This is a genomic window from Pantoea sp. GL120224-02 (assembly GCF_900215395.1).
Classification (GTDB): Bacteria; Pseudomonadota; Gammaproteobacteria; order Enterobacterales; family Enterobacteriaceae; genus Pantoea; species Pantoea communis.
Map to the genome: position 1 here is coordinate 94288 of NZ_OBEC01000006.1, position 23055 is coordinate 117342.

Annotated in this window: 20 protein-coding genes; 2 read left to right on the plus strand and 18 right to left on the minus strand. The window is 57.7% G+C overall.

Features of this window, described 5'->3' with window-relative positions; translation table 11 throughout:
* Positions 1-275: 275 nt before the first annotated feature.
* The 9 genes from CRO33_RS13405 to CRO33_RS13445 all read right to left on the minus strand — a co-directional run bounded on the left by CRO33_RS13405 (position 276) and on the right by CRO33_RS13445 (position 9479).
* The gene (locus CRO33_RS13405; protein ID WP_097118453.1) at positions 276-1391 is read right to left on the minus strand and encodes a mandelate racemase/muconate lactonizing enzyme family protein; all 1116 of its coding nucleotides are present in this window, start codon (positions 1389-1391) and stop codon (positions 276-278) included.
* 36 nt (positions 1392-1427) lie between these two features.
* Positions 1428-2189: a GntR family transcriptional regulator gene (locus tag CRO33_RS13410; RefSeq protein WP_097118454.1), complete on the minus strand. Its 762-nt coding sequence runs from the start codon at positions 2187-2189 to the stop codon at positions 1428-1430.
* A gap of 14 nt (positions 2190-2203) precedes the next feature.
* Entirely contained in the window at positions 2204-3580 is a 1377-nt protein-coding gene (locus CRO33_RS13415) for a dihydroorotase (protein WP_097118455.1), read from the minus strand.
* Positions 3580-4506, minus strand: a complete 927-nt coding sequence (locus CRO33_RS13420) for an ABC transporter substrate-binding protein (RefSeq protein WP_369682976.1) — start codon at positions 4504-4506, stop codon at positions 3580-3582. Before CRO33_RS13420 ends, CRO33_RS13415 begins: the two co-directional genes overlap by 1 nt.
* Positions 4503-5543: an alpha-hydroxy acid oxidase gene (locus CRO33_RS13425; protein ID WP_097118456.1), complete on the minus strand. Its 1041-nt coding sequence runs from the start codon at positions 5541-5543 to the stop codon at positions 4503-4505. The genes CRO33_RS13420 and CRO33_RS13425 overlap by 4 nt, the downstream gene beginning before the upstream one ends.
* Complete coding sequence (locus CRO33_RS13430; protein ID WP_097118457.1) at positions 5530-7056, minus strand: amino acid ABC transporter permease/ATP-binding protein; 1527 nt, start codon at positions 7054-7056, stop codon at positions 5530-5532. The genes CRO33_RS13425 and CRO33_RS13430 overlap by 14 nt, the downstream gene beginning before the upstream one ends.
* Before the next feature lie 76 nt (positions 7057-7132).
* A complete protein-coding gene (locus tag CRO33_RS13435; RefSeq protein ID WP_097118458.1) occupies positions 7133-8029 on the minus strand; it encodes a transporter substrate-binding domain-containing protein in 897 nt (298 codons plus the stop codon).
* Between the two features lie 86 nt (positions 8030-8115).
* Complete coding sequence (locus CRO33_RS13440) at positions 8116-9087, minus strand: D-2-hydroxyacid dehydrogenase (protein WP_097118459.1); 972 nt, start codon at positions 9085-9087, stop codon at positions 8116-8118.
* Positions 9087-9479, minus strand: coding sequence for a RidA family protein (locus CRO33_RS13445; protein ID WP_038643895.1), 393 nt, complete (start codon positions 9477-9479; stop codon positions 9087-9089). The genes CRO33_RS13440 and CRO33_RS13445 overlap by 1 nt, the downstream gene beginning before the upstream one ends.
* Before the next feature lie 342 nt (positions 9480-9821).
* Between CRO33_RS13445 and glyQ the strand changes: the two genes are divergently transcribed.
* Entirely contained in the window at positions 9822-10733 is a 912-nt protein-coding gene (gene glyQ / locus CRO33_RS13450) for a glycine--tRNA ligase subunit alpha (protein ID WP_034827699.1), read from the plus strand.
* Positions 10734-10742: 9 nt separating this feature from the next.
* Entirely contained in the window at positions 10743-12812 is a 2070-nt protein-coding gene (glyS, locus tag CRO33_RS13455; RefSeq protein ID WP_097118460.1) for a glycine--tRNA ligase subunit beta, read from the plus strand.
* A gap of 50 nt (positions 12813-12862) precedes the next feature.
* On the opposite strand, the gene CRO33_RS13460 is transcribed toward glyS, so the two are convergent.
* The 9 genes from CRO33_RS13460 to fdnG form a co-directional block, all read right to left on the minus strand.
* A complete protein-coding gene (locus CRO33_RS13460) occupies positions 12863-13153 on the minus strand; it encodes a type II toxin-antitoxin system RelE/ParE family toxin (protein WP_097118461.1) in 291 nt (96 codons plus the stop codon).
* Positions 13119-13403, minus strand: coding sequence for a type II toxin-antitoxin system ParD family antitoxin (locus CRO33_RS13465; protein ID WP_097118542.1), 285 nt, complete (start codon positions 13401-13403; stop codon positions 13119-13121). Before CRO33_RS13465 ends, CRO33_RS13460 begins: the two co-directional genes overlap by 35 nt.
* 109 nt (positions 13404-13512) lie before the next feature.
* The gene (gene selB, locus CRO33_RS13470) at positions 13513-15363 is read right to left on the minus strand and encodes a selenocysteine-specific translation elongation factor (protein WP_097118462.1); all 1851 of its coding nucleotides are present in this window, start codon (positions 15361-15363) and stop codon (positions 13513-13515) included.
* Positions 15360-16739 (minus strand): L-seryl-tRNA(Sec) selenium transferase, encoded by a 1380-nt coding sequence (gene selA / locus CRO33_RS13475; protein WP_097118463.1) that lies wholly within the window; start codon positions 16737-16739, stop codon positions 15360-15362. The genes selB and selA overlap by 4 nt, the downstream gene beginning before the upstream one ends.
* A 13-nt stretch (positions 16740-16752) precedes the next feature.
* Positions 16753-17364, minus strand: a complete 612-nt coding sequence (locus CRO33_RS13480; protein ID WP_034827706.1) for a glutathione S-transferase — start codon at positions 17362-17364, stop codon at positions 16753-16755.
* 129 nt (positions 17365-17493) lie between these two features.
* Complete coding sequence (gene fdhE / locus CRO33_RS13485) at positions 17494-18420, minus strand: formate dehydrogenase accessory protein FdhE (RefSeq protein WP_034827709.1); 927 nt, start codon at positions 18418-18420, stop codon at positions 17494-17496.
* Positions 18420-19061 (minus strand): formate dehydrogenase cytochrome b556 subunit, encoded by a 642-nt coding sequence (gene fdoI, locus CRO33_RS13490; protein ID WP_097118543.1) that lies wholly within the window; start codon positions 19059-19061, stop codon positions 18420-18422. Before fdoI ends, fdhE begins: the two co-directional genes overlap by 1 nt.
* Positions 19061-19960 carry a formate dehydrogenase subunit beta gene (gene fdxH, locus CRO33_RS13495; protein ID WP_097118464.1) on the minus strand — a complete coding sequence of 300 codons (900 nt, stop codon included), beginning with the start codon at positions 19958-19960 and terminating at the stop codon, positions 19061-19063. The genes fdoI and fdxH overlap by 1 nt, the downstream gene beginning before the upstream one ends.
* A 10-nt stretch (positions 19961-19970) precedes the next feature.
* A complete protein-coding gene (gene fdnG, locus CRO33_RS13500; protein WP_097118465.1) occupies positions 19971-23018 on the minus strand; it encodes a formate dehydrogenase-N subunit alpha in 3048 nt (1015 codons plus the stop codon).
* Between the last annotated feature and the right edge of the window lie 37 nt (positions 23019-23055).

A 23055-nucleotide genomic window follows, 5' to 3' on the forward strand; every position in this document is an offset into this window, starting at 1 on the left:
TCACAGCGTGATGCGTCAACAACCTTTGGGACTGAAATTCGGATCACTCTGTTACGGGTGACACTGCCTGGTCGCAGCGTGAGAACAGCCCGACAATAGCCGTGGTGCTCTGGTCTGCACGCCGGCATTCTCACCCAAACGAATAAAGCGACCACGTTTCACCGTGGCCGCTTTGGCGAATAAAACGGATGAGCCTCAGGCGATAAATCGCGTCGCAACCGAGTGTGTGCTGAACAATGGATTAATCACGCATCCGGTGTTTGCCTGGCGGTGGCTTAATCGCGGACGAGGAACTTCTCGATTACCGCTTCGTTCGGCTCTACGCCCAGACCTGGCTCACTCGGTAACCAGGCGTATCCGTCGGCGATGCCCACCGGGTTTTTCGCCAGCGAGCGACTGATCTCACCCGGCTCCACGCAATACTCCATCACCAGCGCATTCTCAATCGCACACAGGAAATGCAGCGAGGCGGCGGTGTTGATGTCGGTGGTGAAGTTATGGTTACACACTTTACGGCCACGGCTGTGCGCGTAGCTGGCGATCTCCATCGCCTGAGTAAAGCCGGTGCGTGTCAGATCGATCTGCACGATGTCGATACCGCCTTCATCAATCAGGCGCTGGAAGCCAACCACCGAACACTCTTGCTCACCGGCGGCGATGTGCTGCTGGCAGGCGGCAGACACCTGGCCGTAACCGGCGTAGTTATCCGGGTGCAGCGGCTCTTCGATCCAGAACAGGTTGAGATGTTCATAACGCTGGCTGCGGCGCACGGTGGTCTTCGCATCCCAGACGTGGCCGACATCCAGCATCAGATCCACGCTGTCACCCATCGCGGTGCGCAGCGCTTCCAGATAGCGCAGATCCAGCGCTTCATCGGTGCCAAACGGCTCCCAGCCAAACTTCACGCCAGTGTGGCCAGTATCGATGGCGTGCTGCGCGCGCGCCACCGTCTCTTCGACGCTGTACTGGAACATGTTGGAGGAGTAAACGCGCATCTTGTCGCGCATTGCACCGCCCAGCAGTTCAACAATCGGTTTGCCCAGCGCTTTGCCTTTGATGTCCCACAGGGCGATATCAATGCCCGCCATCGCCTGCAGCACGGCACCGTTGCGTCCGTAATAGATGGTGGCTTTGTGCATCTTCTTCCACAAACGGCCGGTCTCCAGCGGGTTCTCGCCGATCAGCAGCGATTTCAGTCCGGTGACCATGGTGTGCGAATAGGGTGCTTCGATAATGGCTTTGGTGACATACGGGCTGCCATCCACTTCACCCCAACCGGTGATGCCCGCATCGGTGGTGATTTTGATAAGCAGTGCATCCTGCGAGCTATCGGTGCGCTGCTCAATAACCGGCAGACGCAGATAAAACGCTTCAACGTTGGTGATCTTCATCGTGGTTTTCCTGGTGTAAAGGCAATCAATAAAGCATCAGCCCACAGCGGCACGCTGCTGTCGGCGCTGCGTAATCAAGGTCTCGTAATCCACATCCAGTGCCTGAATGCGGATGTGGTTTTCAATTTCATCGGTCATCTGCGCGATATCGCCCTCGGCGAACACGTTGATCAGTCGCTGGTGCTCTTCAATGATGTCGCTCATCGATTTGCCCATGGTGGAGAGGCCAAAAATCACCGTCAGCTGGCGCGCAATTGACTCCCACAAATTGCTCAATACCGGGTTGTGGGCGAAGCTGCACAGCGTGCGATGGAAATCGGTGTCCGCCGAGGCAAAGCCATACACATCATCGTTTTGCATCATGGTTTGCATCTGTGCCACGCCCTGATACAGCAGAGTGAGCTGTTCAGCGCCGTTGCGTCCGGCTTCAATCGCACGGCGACAGGCCAATGTTTCCAGTGGGATGCGCACATCAATAATCTGCTCCAGCCGCTGATGGGAAATCTCCATCAAACGGATGCCTTTATACGGCTCGCTGGTGACGATGCCCTGGCTTTCAAGAATGCGCAGCGCTTCACGGATCGGCACGCGGCTCATGCCGAGTTTTGCCACCAGATCCGGTTCGGCAATACGGTCGCCGGGTAAAATCAATCCGCGCGAGGCGGCGCTGAGAATCGCATCGACGGCGTGATCGACCAGCGTGCGCGGACGCGCAGCTTGCCAGTTGCCGTCTGAAGCGGCTTCCTGCGCCAGCGGTGCGCTGCTTTTACGGCTTGGGGTGGATGATTTTCCTGCCATGGTGATTGTCCTGTTTATACCTGCCGGGTCACGAACTGACCAAAGCCGGGTTCAACCTGCATCTGGTCATCCTGGAATACCGTGACACCACGAATAAGTGTGCGCACCACTTTACCCTGACAGCGGATGCCTTCAAATGCGCTCCACTTGCCGAGTCCCTGGAATTTTTCCCCCTCCACGATCCAGCTCTGCTGCGCATCGATAAACACCAAGTCGGCATCGAAGCCGGGTGCAATAGCGCCTTTTTTGCCCCACAGCTGGAAGGCTTTAGCCGGGCCGCTGGCGGTCATGCGGGCAAATTCCGTAAGGGCCAGACCACGATCGATATGCGCCGCGCTGAAGAACATCGGGCTTAATGTCTCAACACCGGTTAGCCCCATACCGGCGTCCCAGATGCTGGCTTCACCGGCTTGTTTCTGTGCCGGGGTGTAGGGGCAGTGGTCAGAGGCGATCATGTCGACGTCGCCGCGCAGCAGCACCTGCCAGAGCGCATCCACCACCGGACGTGGGCGGATCGGCGGGCCACAGCGCGCATTCGGACCGATGCGTACCAGATCGTCTTCATCCAGAATCAGATAGTGCGGACAGGTTTCGAAACTGGCGCGCACCTTACTTTTGGCGGCGACGATGGTTTCGGCGGCACGCGCGGAGCTGACGTGCACGATGTGGCAGCGCGCGCCGGTCTCTTCCGCCACCGCCAAAACGCGACCCACGGCTTCGATTTCGGCGATTTCTGGCCCGGCCAGCGCATGCGCGCGGGTATCTTTGCGTCCAGCGCGGCGTAGTTCGCTGCCGGCACCGATCAGAATGTCGTGGTTCTCAGCGTGGACGCCAATCAAACCGTCAAAGGTGGCCAGTTCACGCATCGCACGCAGCAAGCCATCATCGTCGAGGCGCGGTAAGCCTTTCTCGTCAGTGGCTTCACCATTGGGCGCGCCGCTACACAGGAACGCTTTGAACGCCAGTGCGCCCGCCTGATCCAGCGCCGCTAACTCGTGCACATTGCGGCCATCCAGTCCGGCCCACATGGCGTAATCCACCGAGCAGTTGTCCGCCAGCCAGCGCTGCTTGGCGGTGAAGTTAGCGAGGCTGGTGGCGGGCGGCAGTGAGTGCGGCATCTCAACGATGGTGGTGACGCCGTGCGCAGCCGCACCACGCGTGCCTTCGCGCAGCTCCTGTTCAGGGAAATCGTGCGAGCCGGTGAAATGGGTATGCACATCAATCGCGCCGGGTACGATGATTAGCCCCTGCGCATCAATGATCTCATCGACGCCGTCAGCGAGGGCACCCGGCATCAGCAGGCCGCTGATTTTGCCATTCTCAATCAGCACATCGGCGGGCGCGGCGCGGGTTTCTGTCACTACCAGGCCGTTGATAATTAATTGTTTCATCACTCTGCTCCTGCTTGCGTCACCAGTGCGCGATAGGGCACGGGTTGAGAAGGATCCAGCCAGCCGATGTCGCTCAGCAGTTGGCTGAAGTGGTTAAATTCATCGGCTGGAATCAGGCCGCTGGGTGCGAAGACGTGGGATTGCTGATACGCGGCTAAACCGGTGATCAGCGCATCAAGCGGATAATCGGGGTAATAGCGTTGCACGCTCGCCGCCAGTGTTTCGGCGTCATGGGTGGCGATCCACGCCAGTGCCTGTTTGATGGCGCGTGAGAAGGCAGCAAACGCAGCGGCTTTCTCCGTGAGGACATCGGCGCGTGCAATATAGGCGCTCCACGGCACCTTGCCACACAGTGAGGCGAGGCTGCTGATGCTGCTTAATTGCCCGGCGGCAATCGCTGGTGCCAGCATATGCATGGCGTGCAGCGCGTAATCAGCTTCACCGTTAGCCACAGCCGCGAAGTCGCGGGCCTGATCGCCGCTACCGGCAATCAGCTCCACCTGATCCAGCAAACCGTGCTCTGCCAGCAGCCAGCGGAAGGTCAGCGTGGCGGTGCCGACATTACCGACATCCAGCACGCGTTTACCGCGCAAATCATTCAGCTGAAAATCGGGCTGAGTCTTTGCTGCCGCCAGAAACCACGGATTAGCGGCGACCGAGGCGCAAAAGCACTGCAACTCAGCGCCGTGCTGCTGGTAATGCTTCATCACCACCATCGGTCCGCCCAGCGTGAGATCCGCTTCGCGGTTGAGCACCGCAGGCACTTGTCCGCCCTGCACGGTGTGCCCGCCCGATGCGCTGGTGGTGAAGGTGACCTGCAACTGCTCGGCGGCGAACAAGCCGAGGCTGTCGGCCAAATAGTGGGCGCAGTAATAGATGCGGGATTCGCTGGCATCGCCCTGATTGAAGATTAACGTCTGCATCATCCGCGCACCTCCGTAACAAAACTGCCGTTGAGCGCAGCCATGTCGCTGACACCGCACCAGTGGCTGATAGCCGTGATCTCATTGATCCAGCCGGAGAGCAAATCGAACACCGCGCTTTCGCCACCGGCGACCAGGGCGCTGATGATCGGTCGCACACTGAGCGACAGCGATGCCCCCAGGCAGCGCGCCACTACCGCGTCACTGCCGCAGCGTACGCCGCCATCCAGCAGCAGCGGCAGACGAGTGACCGCCTGTAAATCGGCGAGCTGATCGACCGGTGTGGCCCAGCGCGCGCTTTGGCGCAGGCCAATATTCGAGGCGATGATGCCGCTCACACCGTGCTGTGCCGCCGGTGCCGCATCGTCATGATGCAAAATGCCTTTTAGCCACAGCGGCAGTTGACGCGCAGCGCAGTGTGCGGCCACCTCGTCAATTTCCTGCCAGCGCCACACCGGAAAGGCCGGCAAGGGTTCAACGCCTGGTTGCGTGCCGCCGACGGTGTGCCAGCCGCGCTGTTTGAGCGCTTCACCAATTGAGAAGCCGCCTGGCTGTAATCCCGGCACCGGATGCACCGGTGCCAGCACGGTGAGAACGATATTTTTGAATCCGGCTTGTGCAGCCTGATCGATCAAATCTTTGATACGCCCAACATCACCTGCCGCGCGTAGCTGAAGCCAGCAGCGGTCGTACTCCGCGCCAATCTGTTCCAGCGGCGTGACCGTCTCTTCGGAGATCACCAGCGGCAGTTGCAGACGTTTACAGGCGCGGGCAATCGGCAGCAATCCCTCTTCATGGAAGATGCGATCACCCGCAAAGGCACCGACGCCGAGCGGAGCAGACCAGCTTTGATTGAGGATGGTGGTCTGGGTGCTGATCGCCTCATTGCCCTGCAGTACACGCGGCAGCAAGCGAAAACGGCGCAGCGCCTGCTGGTTAGCATCCGGTTCGTCAGCGATCGCATCGGCGGGCTGCCCCTGCATATAGCGGAACAGCGCATCGCCAAGACGTTCACGCGCCGCAAGATCATGCATTGGCATGCTGGGCCTCCGTGGCATTTTCATGTTCGAGGAAGGTGGCAAAAGCCGGCGTTTTGGGATTCTGCAAAATCGCCGGTGGCCCTTCTTCAATCAGCGCCCCGTTCTGCAGGAACACCACGCGATCGGCCACGCCCGCCGCGAAGGCAATGTCATGGGTACTGATAATCATGGTAATGCCGGTTTGCGCCAGGCTGCGCATGGTCTGGTTCACTTCACGCACCAGCTCAGGGTCGAGCGCTGAGGTCGGCTCATCGAACAGCAGGATTTGCGGTTCTGCTGCCAGCGCACGGGCGATGCCGACACGCTGTTTCTGCCCGCCTGATAGCTCATGCGGCAGCGAGGCGGCGAAATCCTGTAATCCCACCATCTTCAGGGCACGCATTGCTTTAGCGCGGGCGATTTCGGGTTGGGCACCCTGCACGCGCAGCAGAATACTCATCACGTTTTCCAGCGCGGTGAGGTGATCGAACAGCGCGAAGTGCTGGAACACGATACCGATGCCGGATTTGGCGCGGTTAGCCGGCAGATGGCGGGCAGCCAGTGGGCGGCCGTTTTCATCGCTGCCCATAAAGTGGCCTTCGGTCTGAATGGTGCCGCTACTGCGTGGCGTCAGCGCCAGAATCGATTTCAGTAGGGTACTTTTACCGGAGCCGGAACGACCGAGCAGCACCACGACTTCGCCACGGCGTACAGTCAGCGACAGGGATTTCAGTACCGCTTTACCGGCGTATTCGACGCACAGGTTGTCCACTTCCAGCACCGGTGCGGCCGTTTGCGTATCCCAGCGACGTTTCGGCAACTGCATCGCCATCACGTCCGCTTCCGGTGGCAGTTTTGCCAACCGCGCACAGGCACGGCGGGCACGCTCATCAAGGTTATAAAACTTCTCCAGCCACCACTGACCGCCTGCCAGCAGCGTAGAGAGAATCAGGTAAATGCCGCCCGAAGCGACCAGCACCGGAATAAACAGGAAGTTCTGCGATACGATGGCCTGGCCACGCATCGTCAACTCATTCACACCCACTACAGAAGCCAGCGAAGTGGATTTCAGCAGGCCGACGGTTTCATTGCCCATGGTCGGCAGAATGGCGCGCAGTGCCTGCGGAATCACCACGTGGATCATCTCTTTGGTGCGCGAATAGCCAAAGGCCTGCGCTGCCATGCTCTGATCGCGATCGGTGGCCATAATGCCGCCGCGAATAATTTCGGCGCAGAAGGCGGTTTCGTTGATCATCAACGCCAACAGGGCGCTGGTGAACGGGCTGAAACGCAGGCCGAACTCTGGCAGTACGTTGTAGAGCAGAATCAGTTGCAGCAGCACCGGCGTGCCGCGCAGCAGATAGATGTACGTTTTCACCGGCACACGGATAAACCAGTGCTTTGAGGTGCTGGCCAACGCCAGGAAAAAGCCAATCAGGATGCCGCCCGCTAATGCGCCTACCAGCAGCTGAACAGCGATGACGGCCCCTTCCCACAGGTAAGGGAAGGTCAGGTACTTAAGAAAATCATCCAAGGCGTTATCTCCCTCAATGCGATCGCTTGGGTTGCCCGTGATGCAGCAACCCAATTGATCCGACTGAGTTTATGCATTAACCACGTGCAACAACCGGGCGTTCAGCCGCGCTGCCCTGACCCCAGTAATCCAGCAATTTCTTCTGCGCACCGCTCTCCTGAATCACCTTCATTGCATCCATCACTGCACTGCGCAGCGTGGTGTTGTCTTTGGCGATGGGGAAGCCAACCATGATCGGCAGGTCAACGGTAAAGCCGCTTTCCAGCGTTTTGTCAGCTTTGGCGATGGCGATGGCGGATCCGGCTTCATTCAGATAGATGTCGGCGCGACCGCTTTTCACCGCCTGAATACTGTTGTCAGTGTTCTGCACCATCAGCATGCTGACTTCTGGCTTACCAGCGGCGGTGCATTTGGCGCTCTGCTCGGGCACTAACTTGTTGACTTCGTAAGAACCGGCAGCGGCGGCCACGGTTTTGCCGCACAGGTCATCCACGGTGGTGATTTTCTTTGGATTGCCCTTCGCCAGAATCGAGCCATCCTGCACCTGCATGGAGGCGACAAAAGCGATCTGCTTCAGACGTTCATCGGTGACATACAGCATCGGACCGATATCGGCACGACCGCTGGAGATGGAGGTCAGCAGCACGTTGAACGAACCGGTCTGATAACTGTGTTTTGCCCCAAGGCAGCTGCTGATACGTTCGAACAGCGAAGGATCGAGACCTTCAATAATGCTTGGGTCTTTTTCGGAAGGGGCTTCGAAGCCTTTGGTGTAGCCACCCAGGCCTACCACCAGATCTTTGCCTTTGAGTGACGGGTATTTGGTCTGCAGCGCCTTGCACTGCGCCATCGCCGCAAAATCGCTGGCGGTTGGCGTAATCGGGTCGGTGCTGGCGGCATGGGCGCTGGAAAGGCCCGCTAACAGCGTGCCGGTGATGCCAGAGATCAGTAATGCGATGCGTGCAAATTTCATAATAAGGTTCCCCTGGTGCTGGTGAATGTGTAAGCGATGACCTTGTGTTTTATGAACGTCTTACGGCTTTTATCGGTACTGCGACTTCAATAACCTCTTGCAACATCAACCTGGTTGCGCAGCGGATGGCCACTGCGGAAACGCACCAGGTTATCGATAAACACCTCAAGGCAGCCCTCAAGGTAGGCACTGTGATCGTCCAGACTGCAGTGCGGTGTCATCACCACGCCCGGCGTGCTCCACAGCGCATCGTCTACTGGCAGCGGCTCTTGCGGATAAACATCCAGAACCGCACCGGCCAGTTCACCGGCGCACAGTTTTTCGCGCATCGCGGTGTAGTCGAACACGGCGGCACGGCCGACAATCACGATGCCGGCGCGGGCAGGCAGCAGATCGAGACGGCGACGGTCAAACAACTTGTCTGTCTGGGGCGTGAGCGGCAGCGTTGAGACCAGGACATCCACCTGCGGCAGAACATCGTCCATCGCATCAATGCGAATACAACGCGCCACGTCGGCATCACACTGGCCGCTGCGCGTCACACCAATCACACGGTAGCCCTGCGCGGTCAGCCGTTTCGCCGCTGCGGCACCGATACCGCCGACGCCGAGCAGCAAGACCGTTTTGCCATGCACGCAGCCGCCGAAGGTGGGGCGCCACAGGCGCTGAGCCTGATCCTGCAGAAAACCCGGAATGCCAAAGTTGAACATCAACGCCGCCATCAGAATGAACTCGGCGCCTTTATCGCCGTGCACGCCGGACGCATTGGTCAGCGTCACGCCCTCCGGCAGATGTGCCAGCCACTGCTCGACGCCGGCGGACATCACCTGCACCCAGCCGAGACGTGGTGCGCTGAAGGTATCGAGCGCCAGCTTGCGTCCGCTCCACAAAATGTCGCTGGTGGCGAGGAAATCTGCGGTATGCGCGGCCTGGCTGTTTTCGCTCAGGGTAAAGTGACCGCGCAGTTGCGCATGGGCATCCAACAGCTGTTGCAGGTGCTGCGGGGTCAGATGTAATGCCTGCGGGGCGCTGGCGTCGTTTTCGATATGAATATGCATCAGCGCATCGCCGTGACTTCCATCTCGACCAGCAGGTCAGGATGGTTGAGTTGAATACCGACGGTGGCGCGCGCCGGGAAGGGGAACTGGAAGAACTCGCTATACGCCGCGTTCATCTCACTGAAGGTGCTGAGGTCGGTGAGATAGATCGTCACGCGCACCACGTTATCGAAGGTCATCTGCGCTTCGCTCAATAGATCGCCGACGTTTTTCAATACCTGGCGCGTCTGGCTGGCGATGTCATTGCCCTTGATCTCACCGCTGTAGGGGTCAATCGCCACCTGGCCGGAGATAAACAGCATCGGTTCGTGCAGTACGGCGGCGGAAAGCGGAGCCGGGCCCATTGGGCGGTCACTGGCATTCATTCCTGGATAAGCAATCGCGGTCTTCATGGTGAAATTCCAAGCAAAACTGTTTCACCGCAATTTCGTATACGATTATACAAGTGTCAATGCGCGATTTTTGACCATCGGGTCGAAAAGGTGATGCCTGTCACGTAATAGGATTTGATTTTAGCGTGGTTAATTTTATGAAAAATAAGGGTTAAGTGAGGGTGTGACGCGCTCGCGGAGGTGTTGGATTGAATCGTATACGATTTTCTTATCTCAAGGTTTTAGCCGGTTAAACCGTGGCAAAACCACTCCCCGGCGCGCCAGGATTTCCGGCTGCACAATCCGCGGTCAAAGGGTATACTGTCGCACTCTTTTTTAATCGACCCTTATCGCGTACTCAACATGCAAAAGTTTGATACCAAGACCTTTCAGGGCCTGATCCTGACCTTGCAGGATTACTGGGCGCGTCAGGGCTGCACCATCGTCCAGCCGCTGGACATGGAAGTGGGCGCTGGCACTTCACACCCAATGACCTGCCTGCGCGCCATTGGCCCAGAGCCGATGGCTACCGCCTATGTGCAGCCTTCACGCCGTCCTACCGATGGTCGCTACGGTGAAAACCCGAACCGTTTACAGCACTACTATCAGTTCCAGGTGATGATCAAACCTAACCCGGACAATCTGCAGGAGCTGTATCTGGGTTCACTGCAAGAGCTGGGCCTGGATCCGACCGTACACGATATTCGCTTCGTGGAAGATAACTGGGAAAACCCAACGCTGGGTGCCTGGGGACTGGGTTGGGAAGTGTGGCTCAACGGCATGGAAGTGACGCAGTTCACTTACTTCCAGCAGGTGGGCGGCATGGAGTGTAAGCCAGTGACGGGTGAGATCACTTACGGACTTGAGCGCCTGGCGATGTATATCCAGGGCGTCGACAGTGTTTACGATCTGGTGTGGAGCGACGGCCCATTTGGCCAAACCACCTACGGTGAAGTGTTCCACCAGAACGAAGTGGAACAGTCGACCTACAACTTTGAGTACGCGGATGTGGACTTCCTGTTCTCCTGCTTCGAGCAGTATGAGAAAGAAGCGCAACAGCTGCTGGCGCTGGAAAAACCCCTGCCGTTGCCAGCTTATGAGCGCATCCTGAAAGCGGCACACAGCTTTAACCTGCTGGATGCACGCAAGGCGATCTCGGTAACCGAGCGTCAGCGCTATATCCTGCGTATCCGCACCCTGACGAAAGCCGTGGCGGAAGCCTATTACGCGTCTCGTGAGGCGCTCGGTTTCCCCATGTGCAATAAAAACAAGTAAGAGGCAGCCATGACCGATAAAACTTTCCTGGTGGAAATTGGCACCGAAGAGTTGCCTCCGAAAGCCCTGCGTAGCCTGGCAGAAGCCTTTGCTGCGCACTTTACCGCAGAACTGGACAGCGCCGGTTTAGCACATGGCGAGGTGAGCTGGTTTGCCTCTCCACGCCGTCTGGCGCTGAAGGTGGCCCAATTGGCCACAGCGCAGGCCGATCGTGAAGTGGAAAAACGTGGCCCAGCGATTGCTGCTGCGTTTGATGCCGATGGCAATGCCACCAAAGCAGCCGAAGGTTGGGCGCGCGGTAACGGCATCACCGTGGATCAGGCTGAGCGTCTGAGCACGGATAAAGGCGAATGGCTGGTGCATCGCGCTTCAGTGAAAGGCGAGAGTGCTCAGGCACTGCTGCCCGCGATGGTGGCAACCGCACTAAGCAAGCTGCCGATTCCAAAACTGATGCGCTGGGGCGCAAGCGACGTGCAGTTTGTCCGTCCGGTACATACTGTGACGCTGCTGTTGGGCGATGAGCTGATCCCGGCGACGATTCTCGGTATTCAGTCCGATCGCGTGATTCGCGGCCACCGCTTTATGGGCGAGTCAGAGTTCACACTCGACAACGCCGATCAGTATCCGCAATTGCTGCTGGAGCGCGGCAAAGTGGTGGCTGATTTTGCGACCCGTAAAGCCAAAATCAAAGCCGATGCGGAAGCGGCGGCGCAGCAGTTGGGCGGTATCGCCGATCTGAGCGACAGCTTGCTGGAAGAAGTGGCCTCGCTGGTGGAGTGGCCAGTGGTGCTCACCGCGAAATTCGAAGAGAAGTTCCTCGCGGTGCCTGCTGAAGCGCTGGTTTACACCATGAAGGGTGACCAGAAGTACTTCCCGGTGTACTCCGCTGACGGTAAATTGCTGCCAAACTTTATCTTCGTCACCAACATCGAATCCAAAGACCCGCAGCAAATCATCTCCGGTAACGAAAAGGTCGTGCGCCCGCGTCTGGCCGATGCCGAGTTCTTCTTCAACACTGACCGTAAAAAGCGTCTTGAAGATAACCTGCCGCGTCTCGAGACCGTACTGTTCCAGAAAGAGCTGGGTACGCTGCGTGATAAAACGGACCGCATTCAGGCGCTGGCGGGCTGGATTGCCGCTCAGATTGGTGCCGATGTGAACCACGCCACCCGCGCGGGCCTGCTGTCGAAGTGTGACCTGATGACCAACATGGTCTTCGAGTTCACCGATACGCAGGGCGTGATGGGCATGCACTATGCACGTCATGATGGCGAAGCCGAAGATGTCGCGGTGGCGCTGAACGAGCAGTATCAGCCGCGCTTTGCCGGTGATGCACTGCCATCGAACCTCGTGGCTTGTGCTGTCGCGATTGCCGACAAGATGGATACCCTTGCGGGCATCTTCGGCATTGGTCAGCATCCAAAAGGCGATAAAGACCCGTTCGCACTGCGCCGTGCTGCGCTGGGCGTGCTGCGTATTATCGTTGAGAAGAACCTGCCACTCGATCTGCAAACGCTGACCGAAGAAGCGGTGCGTCTCTACGGCAGCAAGCTGAGCAACGGCAAAGTGGTGGATGAAGTGATCGACTTCATGCTGGGTCGTTTCCGTACCTGGTATCAGGAAGAGGGCCACAGCGTCGACACCATTCAGGCCGTGCTGGCACGTCGTCCAACCCGCCCGGCGGACTTCGATGCGCGCATGAAAGCGGTTTCCCATTTCCGTACGCTGGAAGCGGCATCGTCGCTGGCTGCGGCCAACAAGCGTGTGTCCAACATCCTGGCGAAAGCCACCGAAACCCTCAACGACAGCGTGCAGGCATCGTTGCTGAAAGAGAACGCCGAGATCCAGCTGGCGACTTTCGTGACGGCACTAGGCGACAAGTTGCAGCCGTACTTCGCGGAAGGCCGTTATCAGGATGCGCTGGTGGAACTGGCGCAGCTGCGCGAAGCGGTCGATAACTTCTTCGACAACGTGATGGTTAACGCCGATGAAGCGGAAGTGCGTATTAACCGCCTGACACTGCTGGCGCAACTGCGCGCACTGTTCCTGCAGGTCGCGGATATCTCTCTGCTGCAGTAAGCGATGTGTTGAAGTGAACCGAAGGGACGAGAAATCGTCCCTTTTTGTTTTTAAAATTCGGCGCTGACTTCCTGGGAGTGGTGCAAGATGCACCCAATAAAGATCTCATCAACCTCAGCACGGTAAATCACAATGTGCTGACCGAAGGAAAGTGAATAGATTTGATAACCTAAATCAGGCCGTTTTCGCCCTAAATCGAACAGGGCAATTTTATCGAAGAGCTGGGAAAATTTAAGGTTGTAAGCGTCTGCGAGTTGCTCCCCAAAATTCCAGTATCCGTAAATCCAGATTTTCATCAAATCGGCATCAGCTTCCGGTTTTATCGTGATCATCCTTTTCATAAATGCCCACCCTGGCTTTTGCTCGTCTCAGAAAATCTTCATGGTCCCACTCTTTACCAGGACCGCTCTCGAATCCTTGTCTTACCAATTCTTTTAGCGCCTCCAGCTTCGACGCCGCCTGCTTCTCACGCAGTAAACGCAGCGAGTCGCGCACCACCTCGCTTTGAGTACGGTAATCACCGGAAGCCACCAGAGATTCAACAAACTCGCGCAGTTCATCACCTAAATCGATTGTCATGGTACGTGCCATCATCGTGCCCCAATGTAAGAAATATTCTTACATCCTGGCACATTTTTGAGCAATGCGGAATCGGCGTTGCAGCGCAGTTACAGCGACAACTGCGAAGCAACGCGAAGGATTAAGCGCTGGTGTCGAACAGGCGGGCATCGCGCAGCAGGTGATCGTTGCCACGACGGCGGGTGAAACCGCTGCGGTCGAAGAATTCCAGAATCTGTACCGCGATTTTACGCCCGGTACCGAGCTGATTGCGGAAATCGGCGGCGCTGGTGCTGCCACCGTTGGCGTCACGCTGGCGAATCAGATCGGCGAAGATCTGGATCTGGTCACTGCGGTAATAGCGATCGCGCACGATCGCCGTGATATGACCGAGACGCGCGGCGGAGAGCAGCAGGCTGCGAATGGTTTCTTCATCTTGCTGGGTGGCCAGTGCGATATCGCGTACCCATAGCGGCTGGTCACCAAACAGCGGACCAACCTGCTGCCACAGTGCTTCTTCCTTGGGATTGAAGCGCGGTTCGAAATCCGGCAAATGCAACCAGCCTTGCCGGTGCTGCAACTGGCCTTGTGAAAGCAGCCGATCGATCAATGCGATAACCTGTTCCGGCGGCTGGTGGGGGAGAGCCACGCGACGCAAGCGATCGCGACCAATGCCCGGCACTTCAGGGTGCTGCTGATGAAACGCGGTGAGCGCTTCCAGCAGTCGCTGCTGCCAGTCATTGGCCTGTTCCACAGCCATGATGGCGCTGCCGAGTCGCACGGGCGCCACCTTGTCCAGCAGGTTGTTGAGTGCATCGTCACTCAGCTGGCGTGCCCAACTCAGCTCGGCCATGTCGATGGGTTGCTGAGCCAGGTGCGACTGCAGACTCTCTTCATCGGCTTCCGCCGCCGCCAGCTGTTGCAGCCAGTCAAGATAATCAGGATGGCGCTTGCCGCGTTTCTTGCTGTTCAGCAGCAGCACTCGTCCGCCACCGAGCGTGAGTTGTGCATTGCTGTCGCGGATAATCAGCCGATCGTTTTCCGCCAGCCACAGCGGCTCGTTGAGCACCAGCTCCGCCAGTTCGCCCGCAATCAGGTTAAGTCGGCCAGTCACATGACTGGCGGCATGGTGAAGATGTACCGGCTGCGAGGGATTTCTTAACGGCTGTAGCAAACGCAGCGCCACGATCAGTCGCTGGGTGCCCGAAGGTTGCGGTTGTGCCAGCAGCCAGTCACCGCGCGCAATCTGGTCTTTCTCCACATCGCCGACGATATTCAGCGCGATACGTTCTCCAGCCTGCGCACGCGTTACCGACTGATTCTGCGCATGCAGCGAACGCACGCGCACGGGCAAATTGAGGCGGCTGAGCCACAACGTATCACCCACGCTGACTTCACCCGCCAGGGCGGTGCCGGTGACCACTAATCCGCTGCCTTTGAGGGTAAACGCGCGGTCAATGGCGAGGCGGAAGCGGCGACCCATATCGACATCCGGTGCGCGTAGTTCACTCAAGTGCTGGCGCAGCGCGTCGATGCCTTGCTGGGTGGTACTGCTGGTGACAAATTGCGGTACTGCCAGCCAGCCCAGTTGCTGCGTCAACTCCGCCACCTGATGCTGCACTTCAGCGATACGGACGGCGTCGACGCGATCCGCTTTGGTCAACGCCACGCTAAGCGGGGGTTGCCCGACCAGGCTTAGCAGTTGCAGATGCTCACGCGTTTGCGGCATCACACCGTCGTCGCACGCTACCACCAGCAGTGCATGATGAATACCGCCGATGCCCGCCAGCATATTGGCGAGGAATTTCTCGTGTCCTGGCACATCGATAAAGCCCACAACGCGGCCATCCGGTTGCGGCCAGTAGGCATAGCCAAGATCGATGGTCATGCCGCGCCGTTTCTCCTCAGGCAGGCGATCGGCATCGACACCGGTTAACGCCTGTAGCAGTGCGGTTTTACCGTGATCGACGTGTCCAGCGGTGGCGATAATCATGTGGTTAAGGTCCGTATCAGCGCCGCTTCATCTTCAAGGCAGCGTAAATCCAGCCACAGTCTTCCTTCCTGGATGCGGCCAATCACCGGTTGTGATAATGCACGCCAGCGCTGCGCCAGTGCATCCAGCGAGCTGCCGTGAGATTCACGTGGGCTAAACGTGATGGCAAAACTCGGTAAGCGTTCAACGGGTAATGAACCGCTGCCGATTTGCGACGAGCAGGCGGCGATATTAAGGGAAAAATCAGCGCCATAGGCGTGTTCCAGCGCAGGCATCAGCCGTTCGGCCTGCTGCAAAATCTCGTGTGACGATCGCGTCAACAAGCGCAGGGTGGGCAGCGCTTCGCGCAATGTTTCCGGCTGGCGATAAAGCTGCAAAGTGGCTTCCAGCGCAGCCAGCGTCATTTTATCCACGCGCAAAGCACGCTTGAGCGGATGCTGTTGCAGCCGATCGATAAGCGCCTGTTTGCCGACGATAATCCCCGCTTGCGGGCCGCCCAGCAGTTTATCGCCGGAAAAACTCACCAGATCCACACCGGCGGCAATCAGCTGTTGCGGCATCGGCTCGGCGGGCAAATTAAAAGCGGTCATGTCGATGAGCGAACCGCTGCCTAAATCAGTGATCACCGGCAGCTGATGTTGCGCCGCCAACGCCACCAGCTCGGCTTCCGCTACCGCATGGGTGAAGCCCTGAATCTGGTAGTTGCTGGTATGCACCTTCATCAACAAACCGGTGTTGTCGCTGATGCCAGCACGATAATCTTTCAGATGGGTACGATTAGTGGTGCCGACTTCAACCAGCTGGCAGCCCGCCTGGCGCATCACATCGGGGATGCGGAATGCGCCGCCGATTTCGACCAGCTCACCGCGTGAGACAATCACTTCGCGACCTGGCGCCAGTGCTGCCAGCATCAGCAACACGGCGGCGGCATTGTTATTCACAATACAGGCCGCTTCAGCCCCCGTCAGTTCACACAGCAGCGCACTCACCGCACGATCGCGATGGCCACGTGACGCATCATCCAGCGCATATTCCAGCGTGACCGGCTGGCGCAAGCAGGCAGTGACCGCCTCAATCGCGCGCGTGCTTAACTGCGCACGGCCCAGGTTGGTGTGCAGCACCGTGCCGGTGAGATTGAACACCGGACGCAGCGCGCTTTGTTGCTGCTGTTGCGCGCGGCGCTGCGCTTCCTCTGGCCAGTTAAGATGCCAGCCGGGTAAAGTTTGATGCTGTTGAATATGCGTGCGTGCTTCTTGCTGCATGGCGCGCAGCTGGCGGGTGGTAAACGCGGTGCCCGTCTGCAGCAGCAGCGGCTGCATCGCGGGATCGCGCAGCAGGCTGTCGATAGCAGGCAGTTGTGAATACAGTGTTTTCATCGGGTGGCTTAGCTTAGCTGGAAGGCGGAACGGTGCGGGCAAAACTCTCCCGCGCAAACAACGTATCGGCCAGCTTGATCAATGCCGGGCGGTTCACGCACCAGTTAGGCAGCACCCGGCGGAAGTTGAGATAACCAATCATGCAGCCAGTGGCGATGTCGGCCAGATTGAGCGTACCGCTGTTCAAGAGTTCACCCTGGGCCGCCGCCGTTTCCAGCGCATCCAACCCACGCAAAATTTTCTCGCGATTACGCATTAGCACTTCTTCGGATTGTTGATCGCCGGGGCGCATCTGTTCGCGCACAATCATCACGGCGGCATCGTTGATGCCATCGGCGAGCTTTTCCAGCTGACGTACCTGCAGAGCGAGCAGGGCGTCATCCGGCAACAGAGCAGGGGCATCACCGCGTAGCTCAATGACCTGGGCGATAATCGAAGAATCAAACCAGGTGAGATGGTTATCGTCTACCAGTGCAGGCACTTTGCCCAGCGGGTTATAGTGCGGCACGTGGCTGTCTTCCACCCAAGGCGACTGGTTAACAAATTCGAACACCAGGCCTTTTTCCAACAGGATCACTGAAATTTTGCGGACAAAAGGGCTGGTGTAGCTGCCAATCAGTTTCATCAGGTGTTTCCTTTGCGACAGAGATAGGTACACAAATTGTAGCGGCGCGATTTATTACACGTTGTTGTCTGGCTCAAAAACAGCGCGATAAATCGTGCCGCGACAGTTCGTAGGAAAGCGGCAATTTGCTCAATCCCCAGGAAACATAAATGGATTCAGGCTGCTGCGCGCAAAGCCTTCCTGCTCCATACGCGCATCCAGCACCAGTGAGGCCAGGTCATCGGCCACCGGTTCCACCGCCGGATCCTTCTCCTGATACAACATCTTCAGATAGGTGCCGCAGTCACCACAGCTTTCGGCTTTCACTGCGGCTCTTTCGCTGTCGAGTGACCAATAGTGCAGGTCGCGCGTTTGCTCGCAGTTGGAGCACTTACTGCGCACCACATACCATTCACTTTCACACAGATTACAGTGTAGATAACGCAGCCCCTGCTGGCCCACATCCATATGCACCACGCTGGTCACCGGCACGCTGGCGCACACCGGGCAGAACTGGCGATGCTCGCCGTATTCTGCGCGGGCTTTGCCTGGGATCAGCGCTGCCATCTGCGCCCAATAGATCGAAAGCGCTGCCCAAATAAACGGGGCTTTATCGCTGCTGACCTGCGCAAAATCACCCTCCAGTAGCGCACTGGCCAGGCCTTCCAGCTCGGAAGAGGAGGCTTTTTCCAGGTTCTCCAGCACCGCCAATGCCTGGCCGCTCATCTCGGGCTTCAGCTCGGCAATCAGCGAATGCAGCAGACGCTGCCAGTGGGCATCGCGGGGATAGGTGTGAATATCGAGCGGCGGCTTGCCCTGTTCGGCGCTTTCGGCCAAACGCTGGCGCAAATCGAGTTGCAGCGGATGATCGTACAGCACGATGTCTTGCGCCTGCGCGATCACGGCAGCAAAGCGCAGATAATCGCCCAGCGGATTCTTCGCTGCCAGCTCACGTAAACGCGCTGCACGGCGGCTGTACAGATTTTTCAGCCGAGGGAAAAGCAGCGGCGGAACCTGTTCCGCCGTGTTTTTTTCGCCTTTCTCCAGCTGGTCCTGCGGGATAATGCGAATACTCATCAGGGACGTTTTTCCTGTTGTGTTTGGCGTTGGCGCTGCTCACGATACCAGCGTGGATGATGTTTCTTTGCCCACGCGGCCGGCACCCAGCCCTCAACCATGGCGGTAATGGTACCTTTGACCCACAGGGCCGCATAAATGTGCACCATAATCACCACGATCAATGCCACAGCTGAGACCGAATGCACCACCAAAGCGGCGCGAATCAGCGGAATCGCAAAGGCGCCTGCAAAGTAAGGACGCCAGATAACCACTCCGCTCGCCAGCAGCAAGACTAAGCTGATGATAGCAGCCCAGAACACACACTTCTGCCCGAAGTTGTATTTGCCGGTATCACCCACCTCTTCATTGCGTACGATCTTATTGATGTTTTTCGCCCAGAGCAGGTCTTCGCGATTGATCAGATTCTGTTTCCAGTAGCGCAAAAACATGATCAGAAAAGCAGCAAACATCACCACGCCGACAAAGGGATGTAGGATGCGCGCCAGTTGTGGCGTGCCCAAAACGTGCATCAGCCAGTTAAAGGAGGGAAAGAAGAAACCCAGCCCGCTCAGGGCTGCCAGAACAAAACAGAACGCTACAATCCAGTGATTGATGCGTTCCGGTGCGCTGTAGCGCACCAGACGATCGCGCTTTTTCATCATTCGCGCTCCTCTTTTTCGTGCAGGTTCTCGTCCTCATCCTCTTCCACCCGGTTCGGCCCGACGCCGACATAGTGGAATACCGAGGCAGCGAAGGTGGCGGCGAAACCGATGGCCGCCAGCGGTTTCCAGATACCTTTCCAGAAGGTGACCGCCGGACTGATGCTCGGGTTTTCTGGCAAACCATGATACAGCTGCGGTTTATCAGCATGATGCAGCACGTACATGACATGCGTGCCGCCGACGCCTTCCGGATCGTACAAGCCCGCATTGTCATAGCCGCGCGTATTCAGCTCCGCCACGCGTTCTGCCGCCAGCGCCTGCATATCGGTTTTACTGCCGAAATGAATCGCGCCGGTCGGGCAGGTTTTGACGCACGCCGGTTCCTGGCCAACATTGACACGATCGACACACAGCGTGCATTTATACACGCGGTTGTCGTCTTTATTCAGGCGCGGCACGTCGAACGGACAGCCGGCAATGCAGTAGCCGCAGCCAATGCACTGCTCGGACTGAAAATCGACGATGCCGTTGGCGTACTGAATAATCGCACCTTCGGACGGACAGGCTTTTAGGCAGCCGGGATCGGCGCAGTGCATGCACCCATCCTTGCGGATAAGCCACTCTAACTTGCCATTCTCCTCCACTTCTGAGAAGCGCATCACCGTCCAGGATTTGGCGGTCAGATCCGCTGGGTTGTCATACACCCCAACGTTATGCCCAACCTCATCGCGGATGTCGTTCCACTCTGAACACGCCACCTGGCAGGCTTTGCAACCGATGCAGGTGGTGACGTCGATCAGCTTCGCCACCTCCTGCTGATGATTACGCGCCTGCGGGGCAGGCGTGAAACCATTGGTGGCGGAGCGGCGGATAATGTCTTGTGATTGATAAGCCATCTACGTTCTCCTACACCTTCTCAACGTTAACCAGGAACGCCTTAAACTCGGGCGTTTGCGTGTTGGCATCACCGACAAACGGCGTCAGGGTATTGGCGATAAAGCCTTTCTTCGCAATGCCTTGATAGCCCCAGTGAATCGGAATGCCGACGGTATCGACGGTTTTGCCATCCACATCAAGTGGGCGCAGGCGTTTGGTGACCACCGCTTTGGCTTTGATGTAACCGCGATTGGAGCTCACTTTCACCGTATCGCCCTGCACGATGCCCAGCTTGTTGGCCAGCTTCTCACCAATCTCCACAAACTGCTCCGGCTGCGCGATGGCATTGAGTAACGCGTGTTTGGTCCAGTAGTGGAAATGCTCGGTGAGACGATACGTGGTGCCGACATACGGGAAGTGCTCGGCTTTACCCATCGCCGCCAGATCGTCTTTGAACACGCGTGCTGCCGGGTTCGAAATGACGTTCGGATGCAGTGGATTCGTGCCGAGTGGCGTTTCAAACGGCTCGTAGTGTTCCGGGAACGGACCTTCAGCCATTTTGTCGAGCGCGAACAGGCGGCCCATGCCTTCTGGCTGCATGATAAACGGCCCCACATTGCTACCCGGTGCGGCGGCGCTGTAGTCCGGAATATCCATGCCGCCCCATTTACTGCCATCCCACTTGAGGATTTGCCGTTTCGGATCCCACGGATTGCCCTGTGGATCGGCCGATGCGCGGTTGTAGAGGATGCGACGGTTGAGCGGCCATGCCCAACTCCAGTTCAGCGTATTGCCCAATCCACTCGGATCGGTGTTATCACGCCGCGCCATCTGGTTGCCATCTGGCGTCCAGCTGCCCGCAAAAATCCAGCAGCCGCTGCTGGTGCTGCCGTCATCTTTCAACTGCGCAAAGCTGCTGAGCTGCTGGCCTTTTTTCACCAGCAACGTGCCTTTGTCATCGAACACATCCGCCAGCGCTTTGCCGTTGCTCTCCATCGCCACTTCTTCCGAAGCCGGGTTATCAGGCGTCTGGTAGTTCCACGTCATGTTCAGCACCTGTTCGGGCAAGGCACCGCCCTCACTGGCGTACATTTTTCGCAGACGGCTGTAAATGCCGGAGAGAATTTCGCCATCGTTCAGCGCTTCGCCTGGCGCATCCTGACCTTTGAAGTGCCACTGCAGCCAGCGTCCGGAGTTGACGATGGAGCCATTCTCTTCCGCGAAGCAGGTGGAGGGCAGGCGGAACACTTCGGTCTGAATCTTCGCCGGATCGACATCGTTAAACTCACCGTGGTTTTGCCAGAAGGTCGAGGTTTCGGTGTTGAGCGGGTCGATGGTCACCAGGAACTTGAGCTTCGACAGTGAATCGATCACTTTGCGTTTGTTCGGGAATGAGGCCACCGGGTTAAAGCCCTGGCAAAGATAGCCATTCACTTTGCCCTGCGACATCATCTCGAAGTACTGCAAAACGTCGTAGCCTTTGTCCCACTTCGGCAACCAGTCGAATCCCCAGCTGTTCTCTGCTTGCGCTTTGTCTCCAAAAAAGGCCTTCATCATGCTGACAAAGAATTTCGGGTAGTTACCCCAGTAGTTCACCTGGCCGGGTAGCGTCGGTTTCGGCGTGTTGGCCGCGAGATAGCTTTGCAGATCGGTCTGTTTCTCCGACGGCAATGTCATATAACCTGGCAAACTTTGCGACAGCAGGCCGAGATCGGTGAGCCCCTGAATGTTGGAGTGACCGCGCAGGGCGTTGACGCCGCCGCCGGCCATGCCCATGTTGCCGAGCAGCAGCTGGATCATCGCCATAGTGCGGATGTTTTGCGCACCGACAGAATGCTGTGTCCAGCCGAGCGCATACAGGAATGAGGTGGTGCGATCGCGCGCGCTGGTCTCACCGATCAGCTCGCAGACGTGCAGGAAGTCCTCTTTCGGCGTGCCGCAGATGCGTGACACCATTTCTGGTGTGTAGCGGCTGACGTGCTGTTTCAGCAGATTCCACACACAGCGTGGATGTTGCAGGCTGTCATCACGTTTGGCAAAGCCGTCATCGCCCAGCTCATAGTTCCAGCTGGTTTTGTCATACTTGCGATTGGCTTCGTCGTAGCCGCTGAACAGGCCGTCATCAAAATGATAGTCTTCGCGCACTATCAGGCTGGCGTTGGTGTACGCCTGCACATATTCATGCTGAATTTTGTCATTTTGCAGCAGCCACAGCAGCACGCCCGACAGGAAAGCAATGTCGGTGCCGGAACGAATCGGCGTGTAAAAGTCTGCCACCGATGCCGTACGCGTGAAGCGAGGATCGATAACAATCAATTTGGCTTTGTTGTGAATCTTGGCTTCCATCGCCCAGCGGAATCCCACAGGATGCGCTTCAGCGGCGTTGCCACCCATCACAACGATCAGATTGGCATTACGGATGTCGACCCAGTGGTTGGTCATCGCACCGCGACCAAATGTTGGAGCAAGACTTGCTACCGTTGGTCCGTGTCAAACGCGTGCCTGGTTGTCGACCGCTAACATGCCGAGCGATCGGGTAAATTTTTGGGTTAAATAGCCAGTTTCATTGCTGGATGCGGATGCACACAGCATGCCTGATGAGAGCCAGCGGTTGACGGTAACACCTGCGGCGTTTTGCGCGATAAAGTTGGCGTCGCGGTCGGCTTTCAGCAGTTTCGCGATACGGTCAAAGGCATCGTCCCAGCTGATGCGCTGCCATTTATCGGAGCCTGGCGCGCGGTATTCGGGGTAGTGCAGGCGGCTTTCACTGTGGACAAAATCCAGCAGGCCAGCGCCTTTGGGGCACAATGCACCACGACTCACCGGATGATCCGGATCGCCTTCAATGTGGAAAATGGTCTCTTTGGCGTTTTTCGCGCCGTCACCGAGGCTATACATTAATAAGCCACAGCCCACTGAGCAGTAAGTGCAGGTGTTGCGGGTTTCGCGGGCACGCAGCAGCTTGTACTGTCGCGTTTCCGCCAGCGCCACCTCTGGCGTAAAGCCGAGGAGTGCTGCCGATGTCCCTGCCATACCGCCAGCACAGATTTTGAAGAATTTTCTTCGGCTGACGTTCATGAATAATCCTTGAGTCGACATTGCTACAATTTGCCTG